This is a genomic window from Methylovulum psychrotolerans, from assembly GCF_002923755.1.
GTDB classification, from domain to species: domain Bacteria; phylum Pseudomonadota; class Gammaproteobacteria; order Methylococcales; family Methylomonadaceae; genus Methylovulum; species Methylovulum psychrotolerans.
The window spans coordinates 1025705-1039199 of record NZ_PGFZ01000001.1 but is presented as its reverse complement, the minus strand read 5'-3'; the positions used below and the strand labels follow the sequence as shown (position 1 = coordinate 1039199).

Sequence of the window (13495 nt, the reverse complement as noted above, 5' to 3'; positions counted from 1 at the left end):
AGTTGGTGGTGATAGTGCGTACCCCAATAAAATTCGGGCGCATGGTCTGGAAGGTAAAAAGGACACGCGGCTATAGCCGGGTGTCCTTTGGGGGGGTACTAGAGGTTTAGGGTGTAATCACCCTAGTCTTTCGGGCCTATCAGTCGTCGCCGCCGAATACGCCTAAGATTTGCAGCAAGCTCAGGAACAGGTTATAGATGGACACATATAAATTAACGGTCGCCATAATATAGTTGGTTTCGCCGCCGTTGACCATCAGGCTGGTTTGGAACAGGATCATGCCGGACATCAGCAGGATAAACATCGCCGATACCGCCAAGGACAGGGCGGGGATGGAGAACACCACCGCGCCGATACCCGCCAGAAAGGCCACCAAGATGCCGACCATCAAAAAGCCGCCCAAGAAACTGAAATCTTTGCGGGTGGTCAAGGCGTAGCCGGACAGGCCTAAGAAAATCGTGCCAGTGCCGCCTAAGGCCATCATAATCAGCTCATGGCCGTTAGTGAAAGCTTTGATGTACATAGTCAGGATAGGGCCTAAGGTCAAGCCCATAAAACCTGTCAGGGCAAACACCAGGACAATGCCGACCGCGCTGTTGCGGAATTTGGTGATCGCGAACAGCAGGCCATAGAAACCGACTAAAGTCAGGATCATGCCGGGGTGGGGCAGGTTCAGATACATGGACGCACCGGCGGTCATGGCGCTGAACAATAAAGTCATGGATAATAACAGGTAAGTATTGCGCAGCAACTTATTGGTTGCCAGTACGCCCGCTTCGGGGCGTGATAAAACGGTATCGGCTTTCATAAAGGATCCTTAAAGAGTGGTTGACGGTACAAGTGACCTGTAAATGCGGGTAGAGTTTCGTTAGGGGTTAAGATTGTGCGCGTTGGCTGATGGTTGTTTGCCAGTGTGGCTAGGCCAGCGGCAAGCGCGGCACGGGTTAAACCCGCAGGTCTGAAACATCATAAAACGCTTTCGGGTCTGATGCAAACCCTATTACTAGGGTTTCTGGCGATAACAGGCCGCCAGTAAGGCCTGCATCTGGTTTAGGCCAAGTTGGCGGGTATGCCGGATATTGCGTTCGGGTATGCCGTCCGGGTCAGGATGGCTGCTGACCGCCTGTTCGATATCGCTTTCCCGCAGCAGATGCAGCATGGGGTAGGGCGAGCGGTTGGTGTAATTGGCGGCATCGTCGGCGGCGGCTTGGGCAAAACAATAATCGGGGTGAAAACTGGCGAGTTGGTAAATGCCTTCATAGCCTTGGGCGGCTAATAAGGCTTCGGCCAAGGCCAAAAAATCCAAGTAAGCATAAAAATCGCTAAAGCCGTGGCTGTAAATGATTAGGGTGGTGGCGATATTGCTGTCATTATCTAGCCGGACGCATTCGCCGATCAGTTGGTGCAGGCAGGTTTCGGGGTCGGTGTCGGCTTCGGTGCAAAAATGGATGCTGCCGCGCTCTAATTCGCGTTTAGCGAACGGGCACAGAGTATGGCCGATAATGACGGATTCCAGCCACAAGCGGGTGGCTATGATAGGGGGGTTGGGCATAATAGGAAGTAAATGGGCAAAACAGCTATTTTAGTCTGAACCGTTGGCGCTATAACAGTTACTTTTTTAACGCTATCTTCTGCTACACTGTCCATTTTGCAAAAGGATTGACGACAATGGCATTTGCCTCCGCGTCCGCTTGCCCGCATTGCCGGCTCGCCGAATTATGTTTGCCCTACGGGTTGCACCATGAGGCGGTCGCCCAGCTTGCCACGGCGGTTAAAAGCCAACGGCTCTTACAGGCGGATGAGTATGTGTATCGGCAAGGGGGGGATGGCCTCTATTGGTATGCGGTAAAATCTGGCTCATTCCGCAGTTTTATGGCGGATTCGGATGGCTTTGAGCAGACAGTGGGCTTTTATTTGCCGGGTGAGATCATGGGCTTGGACGCTTTGCAGCATGGCCGTTTCAGTTGTTCGGTGGTGGCTTTGGAGACGGCGGCGGTGTGCGAGGTGCCGGTAGCGCGGCTACAAGAGCTGTGCACCGAAATTCCCGGCCTGCAAATGCAGATGATGCGGATTTTAGGCAAAGAAATCGCCTCCGACCATGAGCAGATCGTTTTGCTGGGACACCGTAGCGCGAAGGAACGGGTGGCGACCTTTTTGTTGATGCTGTCAAGGCGCTATGGGGCATTGGGTTTTTCCGGCACCGCGTTTAATTTAAGTATGCGGCGGCAGGACATCGCCAATTTTTTAGGCCTGACGATTGAAACGGTGAGCCGCCAGCTTGCCGACCTGAACCGGCAGGGGATCATCCGTATCAGGCAGCGCAATGTCGAGATTAGTGACTTGGCGCTGTTGACCCTGATTGTCGAGTCCTGCGCTTTGTGGCGCTCAGCATAAGAAAGGCCACGCTGTGCCTTTCTATGTTAGGCAGATAATGCGGTTGTTATTGCGCAGAAGACGCGGCAGTAGCGCTGGCTGGTTTGCTTGGGCCTTTACCTGAATCGCAAGCGGTTAAAGTGGCGACAGCGATAACTAACAAAATGATTGAGCTGATTGATTTCATAATTTCTTTTCGCAAGTGATATTAAAGAATGTAGTGGCCCCGTGCTTAGGGTGGGGCTATTGTGCCACGCCCTTTTTCGGATGGTTTTGATATAGATCAAATGGGGCTTAAATACTGTTTCGGCGCTTGCAAAAACCGCCCGACTTCCGCCAAAAACGCGGCCGGTTGCTCGACGTGTAACCAGTGTCCGGCATTGGCGATTTGGCTAAAATGGGCGCGGGGAAATAACGTTTGCGCTTGGGTTTGCCCTGCCGATAAATACGCGGAACGGGCCCCGGAAATAAACAGGGTCGGCCCGGTAAATGGTTGCAGGTGTAGGGCGGGCGGAAAGGCGACAATGTGGTGGGCGGTGCGGGCGAAAATATCCAAATCTATCCGCCATTGGTAGTGGTGATCTATCAGTACCAAGTTTTGCAGCAAAAATTGCCGGTAGCTTAATTCGGGTATGGCAGCGCAGAGATAAGCCTCCGCTTGCTTGCGGTTGTCCAGATCCGCTAAAGGCAGGGCTTTTAAGGCGGCAATGAGTGAGGCGAAGCTATGGCTATAGCTGACCGGGGCAATATCGGCGACAATCAGCTTATCGACGTACGTCGGGTAGTTGAGTGCGAACCACATGGCGGTCTTGCCGCCCATGCTGTGCCCTAGCAGATTGACAACCCCTAAGTTGTGGCAGTCGACAAAGCGGCGGACATCGGCGGCCATTGTCGGATAATCCATGGCCGGATGATGTGCCGACGCACCGTGGTTACGCATGTCCAGCACATAAACCTGTTGGTGCTTCGCCAATTTTCCGGCCAGTTGCCGCCAATTGCGTGAGGAGGCGAAAAAACCGTGCAAGATCAGCAGGGGCGGTTGTGAGCCAGGGGTACCGAAAACTTCAAAGGCAAGGTCAAGCGCCGCCATTTAGGCGAACCCGAACAATGCGCCCAACAGGCCACCGAATACCCCGCCCCAAACCACTAACCAGCCCAGATGTTCGCTGATGATGCTTTGTACCATTTCTTTGACCAATTGCGGGGTCAGTTCGCTCAGGCGCTTGTCGATGACGCTTTCGATTTTATTGACAATGTCGGCACTGATCTTGTGTGCATCCAAGCCTTGTTGCAGGGCGGTGTTGAATACTTCGGAATGCACCATTTCGGTCAGCGTGTCACGCATTTTTGCGCTGAACGGCTCTTTAAGCGGGGTTAAGGCTTCAGCACCGCCCATCATCAGCAACATGCCGCCGAATGAGGATTCCATGATTGATGACACTAGGCCGTCATAAATTTTGTCATAATTGACCGCATTGAGCAGTGGTTCTAGGTTGAGCAGCTTACCGCCTTGTTTTTCTTCATTTTCAATAAACTGGCCGATATTGCGTTCGGTAAAAAACTGCTCCATCATCAGGCGTTTGATAGATTGTTTAAATTCTTCAAAACGTTCGGGGATAACCCCTGAACCGTACAGGTAAGGGACTTTTTCAAACAGCATGTAAATGGCCAGCCAGTTGGTGATGGCACCCGACAAGGCAAAAAAACCAATGGATTTGACTAGTTCCTGTTGTACCGGGCAAACGTAGCCGACAACAATAATGAGTGCCGATAGCGCATTAGTCAGTAAGCTTTTGTTGAGATATTTTTTCATGACATTAAAATAATTTTTTAAATCAAAAGGTTGATTTTTTATGTGGCAATACCCCGGAGCAGGGGGGCGGTATTATAACCTGCTTAGTTTGGCTAATTCGATATTAAGCACGTTATATACCCAATATCTATAAAAAATCGCAAATAAATAGATAGATATCTTATAGGGATAGAATGTTAGAATGGTAACAATTAACATTAACCGATGTAAACTCCTCTCCGATTATGATCGCCCAGTGGTATCCAGCAAGTATTAGGCTCATCGTTAAGATTACTCTTCAAGAGATAAAGCTATGGTTGAATCGAATAGAGTGATGGCGGATATTCTGGATTATTTCAGTGCGGAAATTGCTAGCCAGACATTTCGTGTCAAAATCAGTTCCCTAACCCGTGAGTTGGGGTTATTTTCGGGTTTTTCGGGGTTGGAACCGCCGAAAATTAACGCTTATTTGCTCCGGTTAAATGCCGACTTGGCGCAAACGGCGACCCGTCAGGAACAGCAGCGCTTATCGGCACTGAGCAGCGCCTTTAGCCAGTTAAAAGATTCGGCGCGTACCCATGCCAAACGTGATTTGGTATCGGGTGCCTTATCCGGTTTTTATAGCCTGTCCAGCATCTCTGCACAAGGCAACACCGGCTCTTTTAGCCATAAGGAATTGCGGTCTTTAGCGTTTCTGGGTCTGGCGGCGGCTTACCATGAATTAGACGATGCCGACGAACTGGTGGCCGAGAAATTGGCCTTAGCCATTTATGAACACCCCCCAACTGCCGCGCAATTTGTCGATAGAAGCTATGCTAAGCCGTTTGGGCATATTTTCGCTACGGCAGGTGAAGACAGCCAGTTTATTCTCAACGGCGGCATTGCTAAAGATGTCCATAACGGGCTGATGTGGTTGCGCTTTGCCTTGGGGCAAGAGTGGTATCATGAGCAAGTTCAGGGGCGCTTGGAGCGCTTTGAGTGGAAAGAGGCGTTTGCAGCGGCTCAGGCCTTTAACCGCCAAGGCGGTTATGAAGGTTACACCGATTGGCGGTTGCCCTTAGTCGAGGAGCTAAAGACGCTGATCGACTTCGAAGCGGGCGATACCCGCAAAGGCCTACATTTTATCAATAACCGGGTGTTCCCTGGCCATTATGACTTGATGTGGTCGGCCTCGGCCGGTTCTTATAATAACAATGTCGCGTGGATTGTCGATTTTACCAGCGGCAGCGCGTTTTATGGCAATATCAATTACGGTTATGGTGTCAGGCTAGTGCGTAAGGCCTAAACATTGCCGGGTGTCTTTTTTCCACTTTTATTATCCCCTCTTCTGCATGACCTCTTCACTTTTGCGTATTGCCCTGACTCCTGGCGAGCCTGCGGGTATCGGCCCTGACCTTTGTATCCAATTGGCGCAACAGGCGTTGCCTTGTGAGTTGGTGGTCATTGCCAGCCCTGAGTTGATGGTGCAACGTGCGGAGCAATTAGGCTTGCCTTTGCAACTGCATAATTTTGATAGCCAATTGGCGGCTCGGCCGCACCAGCCCGGCAGCCTGACCCTGTTACCCGTCGAATTGGCGGCGGCTGTGCAGGTGGGTCGCTTGAATGCCCTGAATAGCCGCTATGTCTTAAAAACCATTACTAAAGCTACGAGAGGCTGTTTGGACGGGCACTTTGCCGCAATGGTCACAGCACCTGTCCATAAGGGCATAATTAATGATGCCGGCTTACCGTTTACTGGCCATACCGAGTTTATTGCCGAACTGACCGGAGGGCATCCGGTGATGTTGCTGGCCACCGAGGGTTTGCGGGTCGCTTTGGTGACTATCCATTTGCCGCTGGCCGAAGTCAGCGCGGCTTTAACCCATAGCCGTTTAAGAACCGTCATCCGGGTTTTAGAGCAAGATTTGCGTAACCGTTTCCATATCGCTAAACCGCGTATTTTGGTCTGTGGCCTGAATCCCCATGCGGGCGAGGGAGGGCATTTGGGCAGGGAGGAAATTGACGTTATCGAGCCGGTTTTGGAGAGCTTCCGTCACCAAGGTGTTGACGTGGTTGGCCCTTTGCCTGCCGATACCTTATTCACCCCGAAATATCTCAGCCAGGCCGATGCGGTGTTGGCCATGTACCACGATCAAGGTTTGCCTGTGCTCAAGTATAAAGGCTTTGGGCAAGCCGTCAATATCACCCTCGGCTTGCCGATTATCCGTACTTCAGTTGATCACGGCACGGCTTTGGATTTGGCCGGGACTGGCCAAGCCGATGTCGGTAGCTTGTCCGTCGCCTTACAGACTGCTTTAATGATGGCTTCGCCATCGCTTGCCGCTACTGCTTCTTCGCCATTATGACTCATACCCCCCGCAAACGTTTCGGGCAGAATTTTCTGCATGACCATTCGATTATTAACGACATTTTATCCAGCACCGCCGCCCACCCCGATGAGCATTGGGTAGAGATAGGGCCGGGCATGGGGGCGTTGACCGACCCCCTGCTAAAGACGGGTGTCCGCTTGGATGTCGTAGAACTGGATCGGGATTTGGTCGCTTTTCTGACAGATAAATTCGGTGCCAGGCCACGTTTGACTATCCACAGCGGCGATGCCTTGGCGTTTGATTTTGCGCGGTTGGCGGAAGGCGACGGCAAACTACGGGTGATCGGTAATCTGCCCTATAACATTTCCACGCCGTTGCTGTTCCATTTGCTGGAAAACACCGCCTGTATTGAAGACATGCACTTTATGTTGCAAAAAGAGGTGGTCGACCGTATGTGCGCACCGCCGGGCAGCAAGCAGTACGGTAGGTTAAGCGTTATGATGCAGTATTACTGCGAACCGGAGCTATTGTTTGTGGTGCCGCCGGAAAGTTTTGACCCTGCCCCCAAAGTCATGTCCGCCGTGGTCAGGCTGATACCGCACCCGCAACCGCCAGTGGCGGTGCGTGATGTCGCCAACCTGAGCCGTCTTGTTACGGCGGCCTTTTCGCAACGCCGTAAGACTTTGCGCAACGCGCTGGGCAAACTTTTGACTGCCGAGCAAATCCAGGCCGCTGGTGTCGACCCTAGTGCCCGCGCCGAAACGCTGGCCTTAAGTGATTTTGCCAGATTGAGCGACTTGTTGTAACAGATAGCCTGCTGCGACAATCCGCCGCGCGGCAATGTGCCACATTTTCATGCCGCGCATTTGCGCGTAAGATTAGCCCAACTCTTGAGATGCGCTCCCCCCTAGGGGGTTTAGAGTTTTTATATCCTTCTCTTTAAGCGGCTTATCTAAGCCGCTTTTTTTTGTCCGCAGAATTCCCCCTTGCTGTTTATGTGACCGTTAGCTGCGACAATCCGCCGCGCGGCAATGTGCCACATTTTCATGCCGCGCATTTGCGCGTAAGATTAGCCCAACTCTTGAGATGCGCTCCCCCCTAGGGGGTTTTAGAGTTTTTAAATCCTTCTCTTTAAGCGGCTTACCTAAGCCGCTTTTTTTTGCCTGCAATTTCCTATTTTTTTCTGGCATTCTTAGTGCTTTTCTTGGCGACGGCAGAATTTTTGATGAAAATTTTTTTGAAATGTGAGATTGTTACTATCAACTGTCGGGCTGCCATGCTAGCATTCTAAACTGGGATGTTTATCCGGTGCGATAAAGGCTATCGGATACGTTTTTATTAAAAAATGACTCTGATAAGGGTCTATGAGCGTTGAAAACAATAGGAGAGTGTTGTCCATGTTAATAATTTGTGCTGATTGCGCGTGTTCGGACGGTGCGCTGCATGAGCCGTTTTGCACCCAAGAGATTTGTCCGTTTTGCGGCACACCATTAGTGTCGTGCGACTGTATGTCTAAAGTGCTGGCCCTTTCGCCAGAAGAGCAACATGCTGTCGATGCTTATATTGATGATGAAATGGAGCCGTTGAAGAGTATCAACGAGAGGTGGGCGGCGGCCTTGGATAAAAAAGGCCGTGTGCCGTTTATTGCTCAGGAACATAGGGCCGAAGCCTTATAAGTGCCTTAAAAATTGCTATAATTTCTTGACTTGCCCGTTATTTTAGTTCAATAGTAGGGCTGGGAAGAAAGGGCTTCGCGTTGCCTGCGGTTGAAAAAAATCGGGGCAGGTGGCTTTTCTGACTGCATTTGTTGGTGGCGATCTTAAATAGAATAGGGTGGCCGCCCAGCTTAAAATAATGACAAGAATAATTTTATTCAATTTTGGAGGAACTATGACCCAACAACATTCCACTGTCTTAATCATCGGCGGCGGCGCGGCGGGCGTTTCGGTAGCCAATAACCTGCGCCGCCAAAACGCCAGCATCGCCATCACGCTGGTCGAACCTTCCGAGACTCATTACTATCAGCCCGGTTTTACTATTGTCGGTGGCGGGGCTTATACCTTAAAGCAAACGATACGTAAGGAAGCCGATCTGCTGCATCCGTCGGTCAACTGGCTGAAAGACTATGCCGAGACCTTCCAACCCGAAGCCAATACCGTAACATTGCGTTCCGGCGCAGCAGTGACTTATGACTATCTGGTGGTTTGCCCTGGTTTGCAATTGGATTGGGGGAAAATCGAAGGCTTGCTTGATACGTTGGGTAAAAATCAGGTGTGCAGCAATTATTCGCCGGATACGGTGGAATATACTTGGGAATGTATCCAAAAATTGGAAGGGGGTACGGCTTTGTTTACCCAGCCGCCAATGCCGATCAAATGCGCGGGTGCTCCGCAAAAAATCATGTATTTGGCCGCTGACCGCTTCCGCAAAAAAGGCATCTTGGACAAATTCGCCATTGAATTTTGCAACGCCGGGCCTGCGCTGTTCGGTGTGCCATTTTTTGCCAAGGCCTTAAGTAAAGTGGTCGCCGATTATGGTATTACTACATCATTCAACCATAATCTGGTCGCTATTGACGGCCCTGCCAAAACCGCCATTTTTGAAGTCACCGACAGTAACGGCAATAAAGAACGGGTCAGCAAAACCTTTGATATGATCCATGTCACGCCACCACAAAGTGCGCCGGATTTCATTAAGCAAAGCCCTTTAGCCAACGCGGCGGGCTGGGTGGATATTAATGATAAAACCCTACAGCATAACAAATACCCGACTGTTTTCGGCTTAGGTGATGCCGGTTCGACCTCGAACGCCAAAACCGCAGCGGCGGTACGCAAACAAGTGCCGGTGGTGGTGGATAATATTTTGGCGCTGATCAACGGCAAAACGGTTGCCGAAGGCTATGATGGTTACGGTTCCTGCCCGTTGACCACTTCACTGAGCACCGTCATGCTGGCGGAGTTTGCTTATGCGGGTAAGGTTACCCCATCGTTCCCTTGGTTAGACCCTAGGGCGAACCGTCGGATCTGGTGGTGGGGCAAAACCACCGGCTTTCCTTGGCTGTATTGGCATATTATGATTAAAGGTTACCGCATTGACATCCCGCATCTGGAAGCCTACGCCAAACGTTTTGTCAGCCAAGACTGACGAAGTGCTGTTGTCTCGGCTCAGGGTAGGGATTTGCCTGATAGAGGCCGTCAGTTTATAGGTGCATAGTGCCTAGCGCTTATCTGCCGTCCTAAGGGGCAATTAATAAAATACGTCCGTCACTAACAGGCCTTTCAGGTTGCCAAAACCTGAAAGGCCTGTCGTGTTTGCCCGATTGCTCATGGTTGCCTTTTATGGCGATGCACATAGGGGACGGTTTTTAATGCGGTTGGGGTGGCGATAAATCGGAACTGAAATAGATTAGGCGTATACTAAGGGGTGGTGGATATAGGGTAAGTCCGCCCAACCCCGCCGCTTGAACAGCCTAGCGGCCTATCAGGCGCGGTATTTTCCAAATGCTTTCGAGGTGAGACATGACGACAGAAGACACGGTAATTTCAGTATTTGACACCCATACCGAAGCGGAAGCGGCCATTAAAGGCCTGCATAAATTGGGTTTCGATATGGCCAAACTATCCATTGTCGGTAAGGGCTATCAAACGGAAGAGCATCCGGTCGGTTTTTATACTAAAGGCGACCGGGTGAAGACATGGGGCGGCATCGGTGCAGTATGGGGCGGCTTTTGGGGTCTGCTGTTCGCGCCAGCGGTATTTTTCATTCCTGGCGTAGGTTTGATCGCCCTCGCAGGACCTGTTGTCACTACCTTAGTGGCAGCCTTGGAAAGCGCGGCGGTCATGGGGGGCTTATCAGCCTTAGGGGCGGCGTTAATCAGCATGGGCTTGCCGGAAGAAGACGTGATTAAGTATGAAAAAGACCTGATTGCCGATAAGTATCTGCTGATGTTGCACGGTACCGAAGAAGAAACCACCCAAGCCCGCGAAATGCTTAACGCCATTAAAGCGTAAATCTCTTGTTTATATTAAAAAATACTATTAAAACAGTAATTTAATAAGAAAAATTACAGCGCAGTGAGTGTCTGTTAGCCAGACCTTTTAGGTTTTTTACTTCCTTGTTTCCGCAGGGTCATAAGAAAGCCGAAAGGTCTGGGCTTTATAAACACAGCCAGAACCTTGCAAAAATTTCCGCTACGGTGGTAATAGTCGCCAGTAGCCAGCTAATCTATGCGATAATGCGAGCCATTGCATCCAATTTTCCGTCGCCTTTTTTTTGCCTGGCTCACCTGATTGGTGCTTGAGCTTACGCAATTGATGCGGGCAAAGGGAGGTTCTTTTTACGATCACCTGTCACTTATCATGATTCCTGATTTTCTGGTTATCGGTTCACAAAAAGCCGGTACGACCTGGTTAGACCGCAATTTACGAAACCATCCTAATATTTGGCTACCCCCTGAAAAAGAACTGCATTTCTTTGATTTTCCGCCGTTAGTCCCCTTTTTTTTTCTGCTGTTTGCCCCGATGCGCCCTATCCGCCATTGGGCGAAAAATCGGATGGTGCGGGATTTTGCTAAAGTGCGGGAAGGCCAACAAGCCTTAGGGTGGTATGTCAGCTACTATTTTTCTATCCGTACCCAGCACTGGTATCTTTCCTTATTTAAGCCAGCCAAAGGCCAGGTTGCTGGGGAAATTACGCCGCGCTATGCCATTTTAGGTGAGGCGAAAATCGCCAAAGTCCATGCCTTGGTGCCGGATGCGAAAATCATTTACCTGCTGCGTAACCCTATTGATAGGATATGGTCGGATTTGGCGATGTTCCACCGCCCTAAATTCGGTAGCCAAGGCTTGCATACGGCTGATCCCGAAGCCATTGAAAAATTTATCGGCAATGCTACACATCAGGCCAGTTCGCGGTTTCTCAAAAATTTACATCGTTGGGAAAAATATTATCCGCCCGAGCAGATATTTATCGGCTTCCAAGAACAAATTCGTGACACGCCTGAGCAATTGCTAAAGGATGTGTGTTTATTTTTAGGCGTTGATGCATCTGATGAGCATATTTGTTCGATGGCTAAGCAGCGCATCAATTCCCATCAATATCCCGACATTCCCTCTGACATTGCTTACGCGTTAGCCAAATTGTTTATTAGTGATATTGAGCAATTGCATCGGCGTTTTAATAATCCGCATACGGCACAATGGTTAGCGTCGGCGCAACAGCAGTTGGCTAAAGGGGCATAAGCAGAAAATGCTGGCTGCCGATAACTGTATTTTTTAATGCTAAGATCAATGGCTTTGTACTGGAATTGCTCTGGAATTGCTTAATCAAAGGGTAAGCCCACTTGGCTGAGTCTGCTGGCTTTATGTTCTCTTAGCCTGTAAACAGTGGCTTGTACGGCTTTTTTTGCCTGTTTTTGGCACAGATAAGAAAAAACCGACTACAATTTAAAGATTGGTCTTGGCAGCGGTTTTGGCAATAGGCATACCTTGGCGATGACTTCTATATTCCTCCCCCCTGTTCAGGAGACCTATACATGATGACACTATTGCGTTTGGCTATTTTTTCTGGCTTGTGCCTAGGTGCCGTAAGCTCTACCGCTGGTACGTTGACTAAAGACGGTTGGGAACCCAGCGAGTGCGGGCCTAAGCCGATAGCCCCCGCGTTGAATTATGATTCTGTGCCGGGATTTAACGACAGCGTCGCCGCCATTAACGCTTGGCAGCAAGAGGCGCTGGTTTATTATAGCTGTATGACCAAAGAAGCGAATGCCGATGTGAAGCGGATTCATGATAAGGTCGAGCAGCAGCAAAAAGATCATAAGGATTTGGTTGAATCCATTAATGCCGAAACCTTGGACGTTAAGCAACGGGTGGAAAATGCGCCTGTGGTGCAGCCAGGGCAGTAAAGGGCAAGCTCAGGGGCTCTCTGTTAGCCCGATAATAATGCGCTAAAGGGTGTCCGCCGGAGGTTAGGCACTTTTTGCTTAAGCGGATAGGTGCCCGCTGCTAGCTGTCATGGCGGTCAATACGTCCCGGTCTTTTGCAGTACCATAGCGACGGCGGCGGCGCGGGTGGTTACGCCGAGTTTTTCGTAAATATGTTCCAGATGCTTATTGACGGTGCGGTGGCTGCTTTCTAAGATCAGCCCGACTTCTTTGTTGGTTTTGCCGCGCGATATCCACATTAATATTTCCGCTTCCCGGAACGTCAGTCCTAAGGCATCTTTTAAAGACTCCAAATTCCAGTCGGCGGCAGTTTTTTTCAGCAATAACAGGTACTCTCCAGCATTTTGGCAGGCGCTCATGCGGATAGTGATGCCGTTAGGGCTACGGAATTCATCGGTATTGTGGTCGGTATTGAGGCGGCTGCTTTTAAACCAATCCAAGATCGGTTTGGGTAACGGATTGCCGATCTGAAATAGGGCGTTCGGTGCCAGTTCTGTCAGCAATACCTCCGTCGCTGGGGTCAACCAAGTGAGCGAACCTTGATAATTCACCGCTAAGGCGCAAAACGGGCTATGGGTTAAGGCGTTTTCGGCGCGTTGCCGATCACGCGCCAAAGCCAGATGCACTTCGATCCGCGCCAGCACTTCGGGTGGGCGTATGGGTTTGACGATGTAATCCAAGCCACCTTCATCAAAGCCGCGCAATAAATTGTCGAGTTCGCTTAGGCCTGTCATAAACAGTACCGGAATGGCCGCTGTTATCGGGTTGGCTTTTAGGCGGCGGCAAGTCTCAAACCCATCTATGCCCGGCATCATGACATCCATGAGGATAATATCCGGTTTCAGGTAGTCGATTTGCTCAATGGCCGACAGCCCGTCAGTTGCCACTAGCACCCGATAATTGGCTTCCGAGAGTGTGTCGGACAGCAACGCCAAATTGCCGGGGGTGTCGTCAACAATCATAATCGTGCCGTTAGCGGAGGATGTGGTGGTGTCCAAAGCATAATCTCCTATGCAAAAGCGTCAAGTATAGTAGGGGGGGGCAGGTTACTTAGGAACGGGCATAAACCGTCCGTCA

Annotated in this window: 14 protein-coding genes; 9 read left to right on the top strand and 5 right to left on the bottom strand. The window is 50.5% G+C overall.

All coding sequences use genetic code 11. The features are described 5' to 3' along the window. Nucleotides 1-139 precede the first annotated feature (139 nt). Nucleotides 140-808, bottom strand: coding sequence for a Bax inhibitor-1/YccA family protein (locus AADEFJLK_RS04820; RefSeq protein ID WP_088617854.1), 669 nt, complete (start codon nucleotides 806-808; stop codon nucleotides 140-142). 195 nt (nucleotides 809-1003) lie between these two features. After that, nucleotides 1004-1552 carry a DUF1415 domain-containing protein gene (locus AADEFJLK_RS04815; RefSeq protein ID WP_103973470.1) on the bottom strand — a complete coding sequence of 183 codons (549 nt, stop codon included), beginning with the start codon at nucleotides 1550-1552 and terminating at the stop codon, nucleotides 1004-1006. Between the two features lie 116 nt (nucleotides 1553-1668). On the opposite strand from AADEFJLK_RS04815, the gene AADEFJLK_RS04810 reads away from it, so the two are divergent. Then, nucleotides 1669-2394, top strand: coding sequence for a helix-turn-helix domain-containing protein (locus tag AADEFJLK_RS04810; RefSeq protein ID WP_088617856.1), 726 nt, complete (start codon nucleotides 1669-1671; stop codon nucleotides 2392-2394). 262 nt (nucleotides 2395-2656) lie between these two features. On the opposite strand, the gene AADEFJLK_RS04805 is transcribed toward AADEFJLK_RS04810, so the two are convergent. Together AADEFJLK_RS04805 and AADEFJLK_RS04800 are read right to left on the bottom strand one after the other, a co-directional pair. Continuing rightward, complete coding sequence (locus AADEFJLK_RS04805; RefSeq protein ID WP_103973469.1) at nucleotides 2657-3463, bottom strand: alpha/beta fold hydrolase; 807 nt, start codon at nucleotides 3461-3463, stop codon at nucleotides 2657-2659. Then, nucleotides 3464-4186 (bottom strand): DUF445 domain-containing protein, encoded by a 723-nt coding sequence (locus tag AADEFJLK_RS04800; RefSeq protein WP_088617858.1) that lies wholly within the window; start codon nucleotides 4184-4186, stop codon nucleotides 3464-3466. Between the two features lie 292 nt (nucleotides 4187-4478). Between AADEFJLK_RS04800 and AADEFJLK_RS04795 the strand changes: the two genes are divergently transcribed. The 8 genes from AADEFJLK_RS04795 (at nucleotide 4479) to AADEFJLK_RS04765 (ending at nucleotide 12379) form a co-directional block, all read left to right on the top strand. Then, nucleotides 4479-5450, top strand: coding sequence for an Lcl C-terminal domain-containing protein (locus AADEFJLK_RS04795; protein WP_088617859.1), 972 nt, complete (start codon nucleotides 4479-4481; stop codon nucleotides 5448-5450). A 46-nt stretch (nucleotides 5451-5496) separates the two neighbouring features. After that, nucleotides 5497-6510 carry a 4-hydroxythreonine-4-phosphate dehydrogenase PdxA gene (gene pdxA, locus AADEFJLK_RS04790; RefSeq protein ID WP_103973468.1) on the top strand — a complete coding sequence of 338 codons (1014 nt, stop codon included), beginning with the start codon at nucleotides 5497-5499 and terminating at the stop codon, nucleotides 6508-6510. Further along, nucleotides 6507-7280 (top strand): 16S rRNA (adenine(1518)-N(6)/adenine(1519)-N(6))-dimethyltransferase RsmA, encoded by a 774-nt coding sequence (gene rsmA / locus AADEFJLK_RS04785; protein WP_103973467.1) that lies wholly within the window; start codon nucleotides 6507-6509, stop codon nucleotides 7278-7280. Before pdxA ends, rsmA begins: the two co-directional genes overlap by 4 nt. A gap of 591 nt (nucleotides 7281-7871) precedes the next feature. Beyond that, entirely contained in the window at nucleotides 7872-8150 is a 279-nt protein-coding gene (locus tag AADEFJLK_RS23850) for a hypothetical protein (protein ID WP_088617862.1), read from the top strand. A gap of 214 nt (nucleotides 8151-8364) precedes the next feature. Beyond that, complete coding sequence (locus AADEFJLK_RS04780; protein ID WP_103973466.1) at nucleotides 8365-9618, top strand: NAD(P)/FAD-dependent oxidoreductase; 1254 nt, start codon at nucleotides 8365-8367, stop codon at nucleotides 9616-9618. Between the two features lie 374 nt (nucleotides 9619-9992). Then, nucleotides 9993-10484 (top strand): DUF1269 domain-containing family protein, encoded by a 492-nt coding sequence (locus tag AADEFJLK_RS04775; protein WP_088617864.1) that lies wholly within the window; start codon nucleotides 9993-9995, stop codon nucleotides 10482-10484. Between the two features lie 348 nt (nucleotides 10485-10832). After that, nucleotides 10833-11714, top strand: coding sequence for a sulfotransferase (locus AADEFJLK_RS04770; RefSeq protein ID WP_103973465.1), 882 nt, complete (start codon nucleotides 10833-10835; stop codon nucleotides 11712-11714). 293 nt (nucleotides 11715-12007) lie between these two features. After that, nucleotides 12008-12379, top strand: coding sequence for a hypothetical protein (locus AADEFJLK_RS04765; RefSeq protein ID WP_103973464.1), 372 nt, complete (start codon nucleotides 12008-12010; stop codon nucleotides 12377-12379). 116 nt (nucleotides 12380-12495) lie between these two features. Here AADEFJLK_RS04765 and AADEFJLK_RS04760 read toward each other — a convergent pair whose 3' ends face one another. Beyond that, nucleotides 12496-13416 (bottom strand): response regulator transcription factor, encoded by a 921-nt coding sequence (locus AADEFJLK_RS04760; protein WP_232463744.1) that lies wholly within the window; start codon nucleotides 13414-13416, stop codon nucleotides 12496-12498. Nucleotides 13417-13495: the final 79 nt, after the last annotated feature.